The following is a 17,776-nucleotide window of genomic DNA, read 5'->3' on the forward strand; positions in this document are numbered from 1 at the left end:
TAAAAATATAATTTTATTTATGAATCAACCTAATTTTCAACGTGCTAATACTCTTAAGTCTGCTTATAATGCTTGTACTTTAGAACCGCTAGAAGGGGAAGAAATAGAAAAATATTATGTTGATTTATCAGCAGTGAGGAAAACTTCAGCAGTTGACGGCGTAAGTACAATTTTAGACTTTCAGGAAGCAGCAAATTTCAGCACTATTTTATTTACTGGCCATCGTGGTTCTGGTAAAAGCACCGAATTAAAACGCATTCAAAAGCTATGGGAGGAAAGTTATCATGTAATTTATTTAGAAGTGAATGAAGAAACAGATATTAACGATGCTAATTATACGGATTTATATTTAATTGTAATCAAACAAGTTGAGTTTGCTTTAAGAAAACTAGGTTTAACGTTTGATCAAAGATTGTTAAATAGTTTTGAAGCATGGTTTAAAGACATTACTAAAGAAAATGAAGAAAGCGTAGAAAAATCTGTCAATGTAGAAGCAGAAGCCAGTTTAGAAGGTGGTGCGCCATTTATTGCTAAATTAATGGTGAAATTATTGGCACAAATTAAAGGTTCGGATAAACAAAAAACTACAATTCGCCAAACTTTAGAAAAAGACATCTCTCGTCTCAAAGCAGATATTAACTTATTACTAGATGATGCTTATGTTAAATTACGGAAAAAATACCCAGATTCTAAGGGATTATTGATTATTTTTGATAATTTAGATCGCACTTCTCCTAGAGTTGCCGATCATTTATTTTTGGATTATGCAGCCCAATTACAAGAACTGCATTGTACAATTATTTATACAGTTCCTATTTCTGTTTTGTGTTCGCCGAAAAATCCCTTATCTTTGTTTGATGGTAATCCTCACATTGTGCCAATGGTGAACATATACCAATTAGACCGGAATATTTGTAATTTAGAATATAATCAGGTAGGACTGCAAGCAATAGCGAGTTTAGTAGAAAAGCGGGTAGATATTGATGCTGTGTTTAATTCCCGTGCAGAATTGCTAGAATTAGCTAAAGCCAGTGGTGGCCATGTGCGTCAACTCATGCAAATGATGAGGTCTGCTTGTCAAACAGCCAGTACTAAGAAGAATCCTAAAATTTTGCTAGAAGATGTTGTTTATGCTGTAAAGCAACAACAATTTAGTTTTGAAAGATTTATTCCTGAAGAACATTATCCATTATTAGCGCAAGTTTGTATTAACAAAGATGTGAGTAAAGATGAAATTGGACAGTTAATGCTGTTTAATACGTCTGTTTTAGAATACAACGGTGATAACCGATGGAATTATCCTAACCCAGTGGTGAAGCAAAATGAATTCTTCCAAAAAGCACTGGCAAAAATTACACCCTGATTTTCATGCCGAATTAGGTCAGTTTATCGCCATAAATCAGGAAAACTTGGCTGAATTATTAACCTTTATTAGTTTTTCGGAAAAGTTTACATTGGGATTTATTGAAATTAATTTTTCTCCAGATGAAGAGTTATTAATTGAGGCTTTACAAACAAATTATCAATGTGAAAATATTCAATTTGTAGTTCTCGAATTTGCTGATTCTAACTTGCGGTTTTTGCGAGATGCAATTATTCAGGAACTACCAAAAATTGAGAGAGATGCAAATAAAAAATTAGTCTTAATAATTCAAGGGCTAGAAAAATCTATTGGTCTTTCTGGTGACTATCCACCAGTTTTACAAGATTTGAATTTTGTTAGGGATTCTTATAAAAAAACAGTACCTTATCCTATTTTATTTATTTTACCAGATTACGCTATTAATCGTTTAGCTAAATTTGCCCCTGATTTTTGGGCTTGGAGTTCTGGTGTATTTCGGTTTAAAACCTTAGAAACAACTAGAGAAAATGCTATTTCTCAAACTTTAAACGCTGAGATAGAAATTGATAGGGTAGAACCACAGGAAAAACAAGAAAGGATTGAAATTTTACAACGTCTATTAATGGAATATAAGCCTACCTGTGAGCAAACAACTGATGGAAATTTACGCAGGTATAGTAATATTTTATTGGAATTGGGAACCGCATACATTAGTCATCATCAACCTAAAACAGCTAGAGAGTATTTAGCAGAAGCTTCGCAAATTGCGGAAAAATTAGCAGATGTTAATTTTCAATGTAAGGTTTTAAATAAAATCGGTGATGCTTATGCTGAGGAAAAGAAGTTGGACAAAGCGATTGATTATTATCAACAAGGGTTAAATATTGCCCAGGAATTAAATAATCGCAATGGCGAAATTTATACTTTATTTAAATTAGGTAATGCTTATTTAGATTTAAAACAGTTTACAGAAGCTAGAAAATATTATCAACAGTGTTTAGAAATTGAAAAAGAATTAGGTAGTCACGTTGCCCAAGCTAATATATACCATAATTTAGGCTGTGCTTCTCAACAATTAAGAGAATACGAACAAGCAAGATATTATTATCAGCAAGCATTGGATATCAAAATTGAATATGTTAATCGCTATTCCCAAGCTAGTACATACCACCAATTGGGAATTTTAGCCAGAGAATTAGGAGAGTATGAACAGGCAAAATACTATTATCAACAAGCTTTAGATATCTATAGTGAAAATGGAAGTTCCTATGAACAAGCCACAACATATCATGAGCTAGGAATAGTTGCCCAACAGTTGGGAGAATATGAAGAAGCACGGGACTATTATCAAATATCTTTAAATATTTATAGACAGTACGCAGATAACTACAAACAAGCTGCATCATACCATCAGTTAGGAATGGTAGCCCAACAGTTGGGAAAATATGAACAAGCACGGGACTATTATCAACAAGCTTTGGATATCAAAATCAAGTACGGTGATAGATATGCTCAAGCCTTAACCTACCATTGTTTAGGAAGACTAGCAATAGCACAGAACGATTTTACAGAAGCAAGAAAAAATTGGCAGAAAGCGTTAGATATATATGTTGAATATAAAGATGAATATCGTGCGAATATTGCGAGGGAGATTTTAGAGAGACTACCAGATTGATGGAATAAATAAAGTGGTTTTGTTTGCTTTTATTCTGGTGATCCAAACTTAGCCCTAACTTCCTGTACAGAAATTAATCTATTAGCTTGACTGTCAGCAAGTCCAGCCTCAACTACTTGCCTAACATAAATCCCATACATCAAATCATCCCAAGTAAAATTGTCAGGTAATCTGTCAATTAATTTTCGGGCTTCTGTTTTAATGTTAGGGTTTTCCATAGTTTTAGCTTAAGCCTATTTCTCTGATTACATTGTAAAAATTCTATCATGAACCTGATAAACGCCGTGAAAATTCCGTGTGTTCCGGTGAATTTAATCCAGCTTGTAATACTTCTAAAACCTTAACCATATCACTTGATAATAATGCCGTGACAGATAACCATAAACCGGGCATAACTTGACTTTTAATAATTCCCTCTGTATCAGGTTGCAGTAATATATATTCACTGTCATGTAACTGAAACCAATCTAATTTATTTTCTAAACTCTGCCAAACAATATATTCTTGAATGCCGTTACGTTTATAGGCTTTTTTCTTATCATATAAATCATAAGCTGCACTACTAGCGGCGATTTCTGCAACTAATTCCGGTGCGCCTTCAAGATAATCATCATCGGTAATTCGAGATTTTCCCCCCAAACTTTCATCAATGAATAAAACCCCATCGGGTTGAGGTTCATTATCTTGATCTAATCTAATGGTGGGTTCAATTCCTAGTTTAATTCCAGGGGTATGAATTTGATAATTTCCCAACCAAATCATCAATTTAGCATGGGGTTCTGCATGACGTTGAAAGCGTAAGGGTGAGGCCACGTAAACTACTCCTTCGATTAATTCAGCTTTTTTAACATCGAGACTTTCTGCATAACGACGCTCAAATTCATGGCGTGATAAGCGATCGCCATTTTCTAATGGTAAAATTTGAGGAGTTGGGTTAGTTTGTGGCCGCTGCATTACCATTTGCTATACCTCCAAGAATTAATTTACACAATCAGCAGAGGACGGGAAAACCCGCCCGTATATAATCAATTATGATGTTGGGGGTAAAGTTCTGCTACTAGTAGTCGGTGGTTCTGTATAATCGCAAAAGATATTTACCCCTATTTTGAGGATATACAAAACTATAACGGTTGCGATCGCCGGATCTAGAGGTAAGCCATTAGCTGAGGCTAAACTCACTAAGGAGACTATCAAACCGGTGAGTAGAGGTGAACTACCGGGATTTTTCGTGTATTCCTTGATTTGACCACGAAACCCATCATCGCCGCAAAGTTCATTTCGCAAGTTTTTGAGGGTGATATCCCACAGAGACTTACCTTCCACCATCATGGCTGCACCATTTTTTTCTCGCCATAAATCTTGAAAAGCCGTTTCCATATTACCGTTGTGCTTTTCTAACTGATCTAGTGCTTCTAGTCCGGGGGTATAATCGGGCATTAATTCCCGCATAGCTTGGATTTCGTTGTTAGTGAGTTGCATAACTGATCTGGGGTTATTACTGAGTAATGTGGAAATTAACTACATTTTCGAGATGAATATTTTTCTTACCCAATATTTTTCATTTCTCGTCCGAAATCTCAAGGTTTGCTGTTGTAGCTAACAATAGCCAAGCAAATTAGACTGTGAGAGCAATCTCGATGATCGCAATTTGCTATATATCAATATAGATTTGATTGGTAGTTTTGAAAATACATTTGTCATCCCCCAAATGAGTGAATTAATCGGCTGAAGCGTAAATTTATCAAATGATGATATTGTTCACATTATTAGCAAAAATCTATAAAAACTTCATTTTTTAAACCAGATTCTATATATAAAACCTTTGAGGGAATCGCACAGTGCCAGTGTTTAGTTAAGATTTAAGGAAATTAGAGAGAAGTAGTTAGCTTTATTACAGGAGAAATCAGGTGCTTAACAATATTTCTAAATTCATTACCTCACGTCAGTTAAAATTTCCTGTTGTTGGCGTGCTGATCACTTTTGGTATTTTAGGCTTGAGTGTGATCGGTGAGCAAACGAAAATTAACCTGAAATCTTCTACTGTGATAGCGGCTAGTTTACCAAGTTCTCAAAATCAAATTCAGAGTAGTGAGAAAACTCCTATTTTGGCGCGACTGAGAGAAATTAGAGATCAAAGAAGTCAACTCAGCGCTAACAATACAGATAGTAACGACTTAGAATCGGAAATTATTTCCGAAAATATTCAGACAATCACCACAAAGACAAGACAATTAGGGGGAACATCACGAGTAAATTTCCCTGAAAGCGATGGTATTTATCTCTATGGCCAGTCCTCAACACCAAACCAATTGGGACAAGGTTATATTGTGTTTCAGAAACAACAAGGTAAGGTGACTGGTGCATTATATATGCCGAGTTCTGAGTATAGTTGTTTTCAGGGAACAATTGCTAAATCAGGGGAATTGGCGATGACAGTAACTAGTTCTCCAGGTGAATTTGGTGCAACTCAAGTGTCAACTAACAGCAGAATACCCAGATTAAACGATGAAGATGCTATCACTTACGCTTACTCTGTAGCATTGCAGGATTATCATCAGCTAGAAGCTGTAAGTGCTAATGATAGAGAAATTTTGCAAGAGTGTAGTCAAGATGTTAATGGTGGCAATCAGTAAATGTTTGATGGAATTTCTTGACAAGGTTTCTAGATAACGCGTAAGAATTCAGGAGTCAGGAGTCAAGAGAAAGAAGGAGGTAAGAATAGTCTTGAATCTGGTCAAGTGATAGGTTTTTGATGGTGTCAACGCTTATTTCTTGCACCTTATTTACATTTTTAACCTTCAAACTATTGATATATAGCAATTCCCATTCAAGTGAGGTACAAGCAGTAATAATTAAACGCAGATGGACGCAGATAAACGCAGATAATTTTGTACTTCATTAGACTAGGAAATGCTATATATAGGTTTTTGCTTTATATGCCTAACGGCACGCTCCGCGAACAGCAAACCCTACATAAGTTTACCTCCGCAGTGTAATAGTTCTATACTAAAAACTGGTTAAAAGTTTCATTCTGTAGCTTGCTTCCCGCAGGGTACGAAGTATTCACGTAGCGTGCTGCACTACGTTACGTATGGCTATAGCTTGCGTAACGACGTAGGAGTATACGCTCCCGTCAGGAATACAGTATGACATAAGTCCAGATTTTACCCGTTTGCAGTATAGAAGAGGAAAAATGCCAATGCCAGAAAAATCAGGACTGTTCACGCCAGTTAGACTAGGTTCGCTTGACCTTCCCAACCGGATCATTATGTCTCCCATGACACGTCTCCGGGCTACTACTGACTGTGTACCTACCCCTCTAATGGTCGAATACTACAGGCAGCGGGCTTCGGCTGGACTCATCATTACAGAAGGAACACATCCTTCTCCGATGGGGCGGGGTTACACAACCTGTCCTGGGCTGCACAACGAGGAGCAGGTTAGAGACTGGAGAAAAGTGACAGATGCAGTTCATGCTGCTGGAGGTCGGATATTTGTGCAACTGATGCACGCTGGACGAGTGTCGCACTCCTCCCTATTACCTAACCATGCTCGGCCGATCGCACCTTCGGCTATCCCGGTGGTGTCTGAAGAAGTTCACACTTGGGATAGCAAAGTCCCTTTCGAGACACCCCGTCCTTTAGAGTTGGAGGAAATACCCGAAATAGTAGAGGAGTACCGCAGATCAGCGGAACTTTCTATTGAAGCAGGTTTCGATGGCGTGGAACTTCATGCAGCAACTGGATATCTCCCCAACCAGTTCCAAATCGGCGGCTCCAATAAACGCACGGATGCCTATGGTGGCACATTGGAGAATCGAACTCGCTTCACGCTCGAAGTAGTCAATGCTCTTTGTAGCGTCCGAGGAGCAGAGCGGATTGGGGTCAAGATCGCCCCCGGCTTCACAGTCAACGACACATTCGATGATGATCCTGCCGAAACTTATACTTATGTCGCAAAAGCACTCAATCCGCTGGGTTTGGCATACTTGCACGTCGGGTATGACCGAGGTTACAGCAGAGGGACTGCACCGAATTTCAACCCCATTGATCTCTTACGTTCCGTTTACCAAGGAACACTGCTGGCTGTGGGTGGGTTTGATCGACAACGAGGTGATGAAGCAATTAAAAGCGGGCGGGCTGATGCCATAGTTTTCGGACGACTGTTCATCTCTAACCCTGACTTAGTGGCTCGGCTACGGCTCAATGCCCCTCTGACCGAAGCTGATGTGAGGGAGTTCTATGGTGGTAGTGAACATGGCTACATAGACTATCAAACCCTGTCGCCACTCAATTGAGCGGCATATCTACCCGTGCATAGAGGCTGGGCAAAAACAATCAGCCCTAAAAATTCCTGTAAGGTTTCCTAAAAGGTTTTTTTAACGTATCGATTGTGGGATAAGGGTTTGGGATGACAAACTACCTTTTATCGAAACGTTTATGTATGTTTTGTTTTGCCAGAAATTATCAAGGCTCTTTTTTTTGGCTAAGGTATTGAGAATTGATCAATATTCAATTCCTGCTTGGGCTTTAACGCCTTGATCGCGGAAAGGATGCTTAACTAGAGTCATTTCGGTGACTAAATCTGCTTTTTCAATTAAAGCAGGTGGTGCGCCTCTACCTGTGAGAATTACGTGTTTATCATCTGGTTTTTCGGCTAGACCGGCTATTACTTCCTCAACTTGTAAGTAGCCTAGTTTGAGAGCAATGTTAATTTCATCCAAGAGTACGAGTTTGAAATCGGGGTTACGGATAAACTCTAATGACTTATCCCAAGCTGCGCTGGCTTTATCCAAATCGCGATCGCGATCTTGAGTTTCCCAGGTAAAGCCTTCACCCATTGCGTGAAATTCTAATTGCTCTGACCAATGGCTGAAAACCCGCTTCTCAGAAGGTTCCCAGGCTCCTTTGATGAATTGTACTATGGCTACTTTATAACCATGACCGAGCGATCGCATGACCATTCCTAAAGCCGCAGTAGTTTTACCTTTACCGTTACCGGTATTGACAATAATTAAACCTTTTTCGGGTATGGCTTTGGCTATACGTTTATCTTGGACTTCTTTGCGTCGCTGCATTTTTTGGCGATACTGGTCATCACTCAGAGATGATGACATGACCTCATCAATCAAACGCGAAATCTCTTGATCTGAATTTAAATCTTCTGGTGTGTCGTTTTTCATAAACCCTGTTAGAAATTTAAGTTTGGATGATTACTTGCTTCCTTCGCACCAAAAAATATTAAATGAACAAACTGCATTTGGTGAAGCCATTTCCGTAAGTTAATAGTATGAATAAGTATAGCATATTTTATTATTGTTAATAACAATTACCTGCTCACATAAATATAATAATTAATCAAATTAACCTGATATTATACAAGTTGATTTCAATTATTATAATTTACATATATCTATTCAGGTTACACTAAAAGCTATCAAAAAATGTTATGGCTTATAACGTTTAAGTAGTTATTTGTAATAATGGTACTGGGTATTAGACATTTACGTCAATATAGGGAATAATAGAGATAAATACGAAAGCATTTGTACTGATTTTTCGGGAACGCTAGTTGATATAGCCTTTCAATGTGATCAAAAATACTACTATTTAGCTTCAGAAGTTTCTAAACTCAAGAAGCTGAAGCTCTAGAAAGAGGGAGATAAGGACAATGATGTATAAAGCTTACGATATAGTTGGTAAATATGCCATCACTGCTGATGGTGGACAGAAGTTATATGATCAGATTCATTCATGTTTGCTGACTGGTAATCCTGTGAAGATAGATTTTAGAGGAGTAAAAGTTTTTGCATCTCCATTCGTGAATTTTGCATTTGGTCAATTGTTAAAAGATATTCCAGCAGAGAAGTTGAATCAATTGCTTGAATTCACTTTTCTCAATGAAGATGGGTCGGATGTTATTAATCACGTAATGGCTAATGCTAAACGATATTACTCTGATGAAAAATATCGTAATGCTGTGGATACGGTGATTACAGATATGGCTGGAAGTTTTTAAGGTATGGCAATTATTCAAGCTGATATCATAGATATCAAAACTGATACACCACAGCAAAGTGATATTTTCTTTGTAGATACTAACGTCTGGTTTTGGCAAACTTATAGAAATGCTGGGTTTGGTGCTAATAGTTACCAACTCAGCAATTATCCTAACTATCCCAATTATATCAATCTAGCTCTTTCAAATGGAGCTACTCTTACTTATTCTGGACTCACTTTAGCTGAACTTGCTCATATTATTGAGAAAACAGAATATAAGATTTATGTTCAATCTAATGGACATTTACACTTTAAGAAATACCGTCATGATTATCCAACAGAAAGAGCTAATGTAGTCGCTGAAGTTCAGTTTACTTGGCGACGAATCAAAAAAATTGCAATTCCTATTGATTTAACAGTAGATGACGCAACAACTGATGCTGCTATTAACCGATTTACCACTCAAGCAGTTGATGGTTATGATTTGCTGATGCTTGAAGCTATTAGAAAGCAGGAGCAGGAACAGTTAAGATTATTACTGATGATATGGATTATAGTGTTGTTCCAGGTATTCAGGTGTTTACTAGCAATAAATATGTTATTCAAGATGCTGCTATGCAAAAGAAGTTAGTAAGGCGTTAATTATACATTTATTTTATCTACCTAACATTTTATCTCGCAGATGTTTAATGCGATCGCGGAATTTTGCAGCTTCTTCAAATTCCATTTTTTTCGATGCTTCTTTCATTTGTGCTTCTAACAAGGTAATCAACTCTGGAATCTGCTCTAATGGGAGATCGTTGATATGTTCGTCTACAACTTTTAAATCTGTGGCATTTAAACGTCTGGATACATCTAAAAAAGATAAAATTGCATTACTCGATTTTTTTATAATTGGTTGGGGTGTAATTCCGTGCAGTTTATTATGTGCGGTTTGAATTCCCCTTCTTCTATCGGTTTCATCAATGGCTTTAACCATGCTTTTTGTTAAATTATCAGCATACATGATGGCTTTCCCGTGAATATGACGCGCAGCACGACCAATAGTTTGAATTAAGGAACGTTCAGTCCGCAAGAAACCTTCTTTATCTGCGTCCATAATTGCTACTAAAGAAACTTCAGGTAAATCTAAACCTTCCCGCAATAAATTCACACCTACTAACACATCAAAAATACCATTTCGCAAATCTTGTAAAATTTCTATGCGTTGAATGGAATTAATTTCTGAATGCAAATATCTGATCCGAATTCCTCTCTCGTCTAAATATTCGGTCAAATCTTCCGCCATGCGTTTGGTTAAAGTGGTAATTAGCGTTCTTTCTTTACGGTCAACTCGATCTTTTATTTCTGCTAATAAATCATCAATTTGTCCTTCTGTGGGACGAACAAAGATTTCTGGATCTACTACTCCAGTAGGTCGGATAACTTGTTCGACTATATTATCTCCAGAGATTTCTAATTCCCAAAGTCCTGGAGTTGCGGAAACGAAAATACATTGATTGGCTTTTTGCCAAAACTCTTCTACTTTTAAAGGACGGTTATCAGCCGCACTAGGAAGGCGAAAACCATGATCTATTAAAACTTTTTTCCTTGCTTGGTCGCCGTTATACATCCCCCGAATTTGCGGAACTGTAACGTGAGATTCATCAATTACTAATAACCAATCTTTAGGAAAATAGTCAATTAAACATTCTGGAGGTTCGCCGGCTTGTCTACCAGCTAAATGACGAGAATAGTTTTCAACGCCGTTACAATATCCGACCTCTTGCAACATTTCTAAATCGTAGCGTGTGCGCTGGTCTATGCGTTGTGCTTCAACTAATTTGCCTAATTCTTCTAATGTGAATTTTTGCTGTTTTAATTCTGCGGAAATATCTTCACAGGCAACTCCTAAACGTTCTTCTGGGGTGACAAAGTGACGCGCTGGGTAAATATTAACTGATTCGAGACTACTGAGAATTTCCCCAGTTACAGGGTCAATGTAGCGAATTGCATCAATTTCATCCCCAAAAAATTCCACGCGAATAATCCGGTCTTCGTAAGCGGGTCCGATTTCTAAGACATCACCACGGACGCGAAATTTGCCCCGACCCATTTCTATATCGTTGCGGCTATACTGTACAGATGTTAAGTCGCGCAGAATTTGCCTTTGGTCAACTTCTTTACCTATTTGTAGGGGAATGGCTGCTTTGAGGTATTCTGCCGGCATTCCTAAGCCGTAAATGCAGCTAATAGAAGCAACGACGATGACATCACGGCGTTCAAAGAGCGATCGCGTGGCGGAATGTCGCAACATATCGATCTCATCGTTAATCGCCGCTGTTTTCTCTATATAAGTGTCTGTAACGGGAATATACGCTTCTGGTTGATAATAGTCGTAATAGCTGACAAAATACTCAACTGCGTTATTAGGGAAAAATTCCCGCAACTCGTTACATAGCTGTGCAGCCAAGGTTTTGTTGTGTGCTAAGACTAAGGTCGGCTTACCGACTTTCTCAATCACTGCGGCGATAGAAAACGTCTTACCTGTTCCCGTCGCACCCAGTAAAGTTTGGTAACGATTACCCGCTTGAAGACTAGAGACAAGTTGTGCGATCGCTTGCGGTTGATCCCCTGTGGGACTAAAGGGAGCTTGAAGACTAAATTCCGTCATACAGTTTTGCTGAAGATACCCACTTCCATAGTAGCGAGTACCGAGGACTGAGTGCTGAGTGCTGAGTGCTGAGTTTTTGGAGGAAGTTTCAGACCCTATAATTTAGCACAATTAACAGATTTTCTATATCTGACACACCTTTGTATATTCAGAGAAGTAGTAAATCGTAGATACATATTATGTTCAATTTGTATAGTCCATAAGTCATATTTTTTACAAAAATTGACCATTTAAATTTACTTATGTATCAGTTTTAAATAAACTTATCTCTAGATGAGGTTTTTTAAGGTTACACTCACATATATAGGAGAAAATACATCTTTCCTTAATTATTGTAAAATTCACGTAATAAGTAAAAGGTGTTAGTTTACAAAACACCTAAGCTGCAAAGGAGACATAAAAGTGGAAGAAAATACCCAGGGTAATAATTTGAATACAGAAGAAGGTTCTCAAGGGACACTCATAGTTGCTGGAGATGGTTCCAATAGCAATATGCAGGTTGCAGAAACATTCTCAATGGCGGGATTACGTCCTATTGGCACAAGTAATTTAGAAGTAGTGGAAACCTACAATGCTATGGGAATTCGTCCTATAGGTGCAAACACGTTCCAAACGGTTGATAGTATCAACCTATCTGGTATTCGTCCAATTGGTTCGAGTTTAATAGTAATTTCTGATAACTATTCAGTATTTGGTAGTCGTCCAGTTGCACCCAATATCGTTGATGATTCTGAAATTTTGATGGGATTTCTAGACTAAGAACTAAGATTAATCCCATATCTTTATGAACCCAGTTTGATCACTAAACTGGGTTTTTTATGAAAATAAAGAGAAAAATTTTACCGCACTAACTGCATAGCATTATTAAAAAACTGACGGCATAAACCTTTGGTGACTAAAATTGTCGTTAGCAAATTGGCGACAACAACCATAAACATAATCAAGATTTCATAGGATACGGCTTCTAAAGCTGTCACCCCAGCTAATAATTGTCCACTGGTGAAAGCTGGGATTGTCACCATACCAATCAGCATCATTTGATTGAGAGTGGGAAGCATTGCGGCTCGAATTGCGTCTTTACGATAAGGACTAATAGCTTGCTGGGGAGTTGCACCTAAACTTAAATGAGTCTCTATTTCTGTGGGAAATTGGTTAATCGCACTGACAAGACGTTCTCCTGCGACTGCTGCTGCATTCATGCCATTACCAATCAATATACCGGCTAAAGGAATTAGATAACGTGGTTCATACCATCTATCTGGTTGGATAATCAAAAAGTTGGTATAAAGCAATGTTAGGGTGGTACTGACAAAAATTGCCCCCCACACTAAAGGTAGTACTTGAGGAATTTTTTGGCTGATGCGATTTCGTGCGACAATCGCCGTAATTGTCAGCATAATTGTTAAAATCCCCAAAACAGCCCAAACATTGTTTACAGCAAAGATGAAGTCTAAAACGTATCCTAATACGACGAGTTGGAGGATGGTTCTACCGGTGGCTAAGGCTAAGTTTAACTCTAGTCCTAATTTTTCCCAGGTTGATAAACCAATAGCGATCGCTATTAATGCTATAGCTAATGCTAAATCTACAATATCCAATTTAATTAAATCCGGCATGGTTTCTAACTCCTGAACTCCTGAACTCCTGAACTCCTGAACTCCTGACTTCTGACTCCTAACTCCTGCTATAAAACAGCCTACACGCAAATAATTCTAAATTTCATTAGCAAACATCACCCGTAAAAGTGTATCTTTTGTATCTCCATTAAAATAATAAATTATGATCCAACGCGTAAATTCCATCCCTGCATTTGATATAAAGCAGCAATACACAACCATTGAAGCGGAAGTCAGTAGTGCTGTTCTAGAGGTTCTTGCTTCTGGCCGTTATATTGGTGGCCCTGCAATTGAAGGCTTTGAACAACAGTTTGCTGCTTATCATGGTGTAAGTGAATGTGTAGCTTGTAATTCTGGTACAGATGCGCTTTTTTTAGCACTACGCGCTTTAGGAGTTGGTGCAGGTGATGAAGTTATTACCACACCTTTCACATTTTTTGCGACAACTGAAGTTATCAGTGCGGTAGGTGCAAAGCCTGTTTTTGTTGATATTGATGCTACTACCTTTAATTTGGATGTAACGCAAATAACAGATGCTATTACACCAAAAACTAAAGCTATTATTCCGGTTCACTTGTTTGGACTACCTGTGGATATGACAGCTTTGATGGAGGTTGCTCAATTTCACAATTTAGCAGTAATTGAAGATTGCGCTCAAGCTACAGGTGCAACTTGGGATGATCAAAAAGTTGGCAGCATTGGACACGTTGGTTGTTTTAGCTTTTATCCAACTAAGAATCTGGGTGGTTGTGGTGATGGTGGTGCAATTACAACTAATGATAGTGCGATCGCAACCAAACTCAGAATATTGCGAGAACATGGCAGCAAAGAAAGATATATTCACGAAGAAATCGGTGTCAATAGTCGTTTAGATGCCATTCAAGCCGTAATTCTGCAAATTAAACTCCGCTATTTAGATCAGTGGAACAAACAACGGCAGCAAATAGCCGCTTATTACTACCAATACCTCAGTCAAGTTCCCGGTATCATCACACCCCAAGAATTATTAGGAGGAGTTGGAGTTTGGAATCAATATACAATTCGCGTTTCCAGTGAAAATAGAAACGGTGCAAGTTCTAAATATCGGGACTGGGTGCGGACTCAATTACAAGAAAAGGAAGTGAGTTCAATGCTTTACTATCCTCGGCCATTACATCTGCAACCAGTTTATGAATATCTCGGCTATCAACCGGGACAATTGCCAGTATCAGAACAAGCTTGTCACGAAGTCATATCTTTACCCATGTTCCCAGAATTAACCCAGGAACAGCAAGATAAAGTAATTTATGCCTTGAAAGATTGTTTCAGCTAAAAGAGGTGACAGGGTACAGGTGACAGGTGACAGTTTTAAGAGGGAATAGGGACAAAAATTCATTATCCTGACTCCTGATTCCTGACTCCTGCCTCCTGCCTCCTATAGAAATTTATGCAAATGTACGAGTATTAGCAGTTGCCAAAGCTTCTACCAAACCACGGACAGCAGCAATCATGGCGATTTCGCTATTGAGTTGGTTGATAGCAGAACCGACACCAACACCAGCAGCACCAGATGCGATCGCTAAAGGTGCAGTAACATTAGAAATACCAGAGGCGCACAATACAGGCACAGAAACCACGCGGGAAATTTCATAAGCCGCAGCCAAAGTAGGAGCAGCCTTTTCAATCAATCCCAAAGTACCACCATGAGCAGGTTTGCTGCTAGTACCACCTTCAGTTTGAATGATATCAGCACCAGCTTTTACCAAATCTTCAGCTAATTGCACCTGTTGGTCTAATTCCAGGATATGAGGAACAGTTACAGATAGGGTAATTTCGGGTAACAAGGCACGGGTTTGGCGAGTTAGTTCTAAAACTTCTTCAGCCTCAAATCTGCGTCCTTGAGCGTAAAAAGAATCAAAATTACCAATTTCAATCAAATCAGCACCAGCAGCTACAGCTTGGACAAATTTTTCAGGTTCTACTGCGGAAACACAAACAGGTAAGCTTGTTAAACTTTTAGCTAATTGCACCAAAGACACATCAGCAGCAATATCAACAAAAGTCGCACCACCAAATTCAGTCGCTTTAATGGTAGCAGCAACACTTTCAGCATTGAAGTTATTCAAACCGCTAATCACCTTCAGGACACTGCGGTTAGCAAAAGCACGTTGCAAGTTAGGATGAATTGTCATAATTCTTGTTTTACAGCTATCAAAGTAGGAATATTTTTACACTATATAGACTCTAGAAACCAGAGGCTAGAGCAAGAGACTATTAAGAATTCAAGACAATAACACTAAAAACATCTATCCAAAGAACTAAAAATCCTGTTAGTACTAGAAATGGGAAAGAAGCTTTGAGTTAAAAAACCATGAACTCTCCAGGAAGCATCAATCAACGAGATTGGTCATGGCCTTTTTGGCCTATTTTACCACTATATCCCTACGGTAGAAGACGAACACTGCGCCGGGAAATAGTCAAGGATACTATTTGGACATTTGACCAATTACAAGGCATCCTGTATACCATAGTCCCAATTCGGATGACCGTCATCAAGCTGCAAACAGGTGGTCTTTTAGTTTATGCACCTGTCGCACCCACACCAGAATGTATCCGTTTAGTTCAGGAGTTGGCAGCAAAGCACGGTGAAGTCAAATATATCATTTTGCCAACCAGTTCTGGTTTAGAACATAAAATCTTTGTCGGACCCTTTGCCAGAAAATTTCCTCAAGCTTTGGTTTACGTTGCTCCTCACCAATGGAGTTTCCCATTTAATCTACCACTGAGTTGGCTTGGTTTTCCCCAAAAACAGACTTTAGAATTACCAAAAAATATTCATCAAAACCCTTTTGGTGATGAATTTGAATATAAAATTTTAGATATAAATTTAGGACGTGGTGCTTTTGTAGAAGTGGCATTATTGCACAAACCATCGCGCACTCTCTTAGTTACAGATACTATACTTTCAGTTCCCAAAGAACCACCAGAAATTTTACAATTAGATCCATATCCTTTATTATTTCACGCTAGAGACAATGCACAACAAATTATAGAAGATAATCAAGCTAATCGTCGTCAAGGATGGCAAAGAATATCTTTGTTTGCAATTTATTTTCGTCCCAGTGCTTTAGAAATTATGGGAATAAGAGAAATGTGGCATGATGCTAAAAAAGCACCAAACCATTCACCAAAATCATATTTTGGTTTATTTCCCTTTCGCTGGCAAAATAACTGGCAAAAGTCTTTTGATGCCTTGTGTGGAAATTCTCGTCCCTTTGTAGCACCGATTTTACAAATTCTCATTCTTCCCCAAGCACCAAAACTCGTATTAGACTGGGCAGATAAAGTTTCAAGTTGGGATTTTGAGCAAATTATTTCTTGTCATTTTGATTCACCAATTAAAGCGAGTCCGCAACAATTTCGGCAAGCGTTTACTTTTTTAGAGAAGGAACCATTATTAAAAGATGATAAACCTTTATTATCGGAAGATTTGCGATTTATTCAGGAACTAGAAGCGGATTTGGTTAAGCGTGGTATTGCAACACCTGTTAAGGATAGGATGTAGAGGATTTAAATATTGATCTGAATAAAAAGAGTCCAAGTTTATTTTTTGTATCCTCTGAATAGTTTGGATATCGAAAGATATCTCTAGATTAGAACTAACAAGTTTAAGTAATAATTTCTGGTATTACTTTATATTTATTACAATATTCTCTAATTTTGGTATCTGAGGTTATTAAAGCTGACTTAAGAACCACGGCTGTAGCCAAAACAATCTTGTCACGATTTTCTAGCTTGATATTCTCATCCTTTAAATCTAAAAAACTTTTCAAAACTTCAATATCTAATTCTCTAATCTCAATATTAGGTGTTAATTTTATAGGATTAAAGACTTCGGCGATAAATTTAGCTCGAAATTCTTGATTTGCTGTAGTGTTACCACGAAACCACTTATCAAATATTTCTATAAAAACAATACTTGGGATAATTATTAGATATTTGCTATTATAACTATTTAAAGCAATATCTATATATGACAATCCTTTTTGCGATATTTTTGATGGTACATTGAAGATATGAGCAGAATATGAAATTAATGCCACTGTATCAACAACAAATCGCCGTTTTAGAGGTATATCTTCAATATTTTCGCTCACCCAAGTTTCTCCGTATCTCGACTAAATCATCTTCAATACTTAAATTATCCCTACGAAAATCTTGCAACATATATTCTATAAATCTTTCATCAATCTCTTCAACAGAAAATAAACCTCTTTCGTCAGATAAAGTATAAATCTTTTCCAGAATGTTGTAAACATCTACATTATTCTGATTCTGTTGATTATCTAGAAATTGTGACAGTAGAGTTGCAAGAGAAACTAACTCCAAATTCCAGCTTTCCCATTCTTCAACCAATCGTATTATTTTTTCTTCTTCCGTTTGGAGATTAGCTGTGCCAAATACTATTTCCATAAATCTAGACAACTCTTCCCTGTTAAGGCAATACTGTCT

At 37.8% G+C, this 17,776-nt stretch carries 18 protein-coding genes; 9 read left to right on the plus strand and 9 right to left on the minus strand.

The features are described 5' to 3' along the window. Positions 1-19: 19 nt before the first annotated feature. Both VB713_RS18080 and VB713_RS18085 read left to right on the plus strand, forming a co-directional pair. Complete coding sequence (locus VB713_RS18080; protein ID WP_323312902.1) at positions 20-1,363, plus strand: P-loop NTPase fold protein; 1,344 nt, start codon at positions 20-22, stop codon at positions 1,361-1,363. Further along, positions 1,323-3,017 (plus strand): tetratricopeptide repeat protein, encoded by a 1,695-nt coding sequence (locus VB713_RS18085; protein ID WP_323312903.1) that lies wholly within the window; start codon positions 1,323-1,325, stop codon positions 3,015-3,017. Before VB713_RS18080 ends, VB713_RS18085 begins: the two co-directional genes overlap by 41 nt. Before the next feature lie 29 nt (positions 3,018-3,046). Here the strand turns inward: VB713_RS18085 and VB713_RS18090 are convergent, their stop codons facing one another. The 3 genes from VB713_RS18090 to VB713_RS18100 all read right to left on the minus strand — a co-directional run bounded on the left by VB713_RS18090 (position 3,047) and on the right by VB713_RS18100 (position 4,496). Beyond that, positions 3,047-3,235 carry a hypothetical protein gene (locus VB713_RS18090; protein ID WP_323312904.1) on the minus strand — a complete coding sequence of 63 codons (189 nt, stop codon included), beginning with the start codon at positions 3,233-3,235 and terminating at the stop codon, positions 3,047-3,049. A 46-nt stretch (positions 3,236-3,281) separates the two neighbouring features. Next, positions 3,282-3,977 (minus strand): Uma2 family endonuclease, encoded by a 696-nt coding sequence (locus VB713_RS18095; RefSeq protein WP_323312905.1) that lies wholly within the window; start codon positions 3,975-3,977, stop codon positions 3,282-3,284. A 69-nt stretch (positions 3,978-4,046) separates the two neighbouring features. After that, on the minus strand, positions 4,047-4,496 hold the full coding sequence (locus VB713_RS18100; RefSeq protein ID WP_323312906.1) for a hypothetical protein: 450 nt from the start codon (positions 4,494-4,496) through the stop codon (positions 4,047-4,049). A gap of 428 nt (positions 4,497-4,924) precedes the next feature. Here VB713_RS18100 and VB713_RS18105 point away from each other — a divergent pair, with 428 nt between their 5' ends. Beyond that, on the plus strand, positions 4,925-5,650 hold the full coding sequence (locus VB713_RS18105) for a hypothetical protein (protein ID WP_323312907.1): 726 nt from the start codon (positions 4,925-4,927) through the stop codon (positions 5,648-5,650). Between the two features lie 566 nt (positions 5,651-6,216). Then, positions 6,217-7,314: an alkene reductase gene (locus tag VB713_RS18110; protein ID WP_323312908.1), complete on the plus strand. Its 1,098-nt coding sequence runs from the start codon at positions 6,217-6,219 to the stop codon at positions 7,312-7,314. A 207-nt stretch (positions 7,315-7,521) separates the two neighbouring features. On the opposite strand, the gene cobO is transcribed toward VB713_RS18110, so the two are convergent. After that, positions 7,522-8,199: a cob(I)yrinic acid a,c-diamide adenosyltransferase gene (gene cobO / locus VB713_RS18115; RefSeq protein ID WP_323312909.1), complete on the minus strand. Its 678-nt coding sequence runs from the start codon at positions 8,197-8,199 to the stop codon at positions 7,522-7,524. Positions 8,200-8,687: 488 nt separating this feature from the next. Here cobO and VB713_RS18120 point away from each other — a divergent pair, with 488 nt between their 5' ends. Next, entirely contained in the window at positions 8,688-9,035 is a 348-nt protein-coding gene (locus tag VB713_RS18120; protein WP_323312910.1) for an STAS-like domain-containing protein, read from the plus strand. Positions 9,036-9,038: 3 nt separating this feature from the next. After that, positions 9,039-9,647 (plus strand): hypothetical protein, encoded by a 609-nt coding sequence (locus VB713_RS18125; RefSeq protein ID WP_323312911.1) that lies wholly within the window; start codon positions 9,039-9,041, stop codon positions 9,645-9,647. Positions 9,648-9,671: 24 nt separating this feature from the next. On the opposite strand, the gene uvrB is transcribed toward VB713_RS18125, so the two are convergent. After that, complete coding sequence (uvrB, locus tag VB713_RS18130; RefSeq protein WP_323312912.1) at positions 9,672-11,669, minus strand: excinuclease ABC subunit UvrB; 1,998 nt, start codon at positions 11,667-11,669, stop codon at positions 9,672-9,674. Positions 11,670-12,071: 402 nt separating this feature from the next. On the opposite strand from uvrB, the gene VB713_RS18135 reads away from it, so the two are divergent. Beyond that, the gene (locus tag VB713_RS18135; RefSeq protein ID WP_323312913.1) at positions 12,072-12,428 is read left to right on the plus strand and encodes a hypothetical protein; all 357 of its coding nucleotides are present in this window, start codon (positions 12,072-12,074) and stop codon (positions 12,426-12,428) included. Between the two features lie 80 nt (positions 12,429-12,508). Here the strand turns inward: VB713_RS18135 and VB713_RS18140 are convergent, their stop codons facing one another. Further along, positions 12,509-13,285 (minus strand): ABC transporter permease, encoded by a 777-nt coding sequence (locus VB713_RS18140; RefSeq protein WP_323312914.1) that lies wholly within the window; start codon positions 13,283-13,285, stop codon positions 12,509-12,511. A 163-nt stretch (positions 13,286-13,448) separates the two neighbouring features. Here VB713_RS18140 and VB713_RS18145 point away from each other — a divergent pair, with 163 nt between their 5' ends. Beyond that, on the plus strand, positions 13,449-14,597 hold the full coding sequence (locus VB713_RS18145; protein WP_323312915.1) for a DegT/DnrJ/EryC1/StrS family aminotransferase: 1,149 nt from the start codon (positions 13,449-13,451) through the stop codon (positions 14,595-14,597). Positions 14,598-14,709: 112 nt separating this feature from the next. Here VB713_RS18145 and VB713_RS18150 read toward each other — a convergent pair whose 3' ends face one another. Further along, the gene (locus VB713_RS18150) at positions 14,710-15,456 is read right to left on the minus strand and encodes a DUF561 domain-containing protein (protein ID WP_323312916.1); all 747 of its coding nucleotides are present in this window, start codon (positions 15,454-15,456) and stop codon (positions 14,710-14,712) included. 179 nt (positions 15,457-15,635) lie between these two features. Here VB713_RS18150 and VB713_RS18155 point away from each other — a divergent pair, with 179 nt between their 5' ends. Next, positions 15,636-16,829, plus strand: a complete 1,194-nt coding sequence (locus tag VB713_RS18155) for a DUF4336 domain-containing protein (RefSeq protein ID WP_323312917.1) — start codon at positions 15,636-15,638, stop codon at positions 16,827-16,829. 103 nt (positions 16,830-16,932) lie between these two features. Here the strand turns inward: VB713_RS18155 and VB713_RS18160 are convergent, their stop codons facing one another. Continuing rightward, the gene (locus VB713_RS18160) at positions 16,933-17,421 is read right to left on the minus strand and encodes a hypothetical protein (RefSeq protein ID WP_323312918.1); all 489 of its coding nucleotides are present in this window, start codon (positions 17,419-17,421) and stop codon (positions 16,933-16,935) included. Next, a complete protein-coding gene (locus VB713_RS18165) occupies positions 17,405-17,737 on the minus strand; it encodes a hypothetical protein (protein WP_323312919.1) in 333 nt (110 codons plus the stop codon). Before VB713_RS18165 ends, VB713_RS18160 begins: the two co-directional genes overlap by 17 nt. Between the last annotated feature and the right edge of the window lie 39 nt (positions 17,738-17,776).

The organism is Anabaena cylindrica UHCC 0172 (assembly GCF_034931625.1).
GTDB lineage: Bacteria > Cyanobacteriota > Cyanobacteriia > Cyanobacteriales > Nostocaceae > Anabaena > Anabaena cylindrica_A.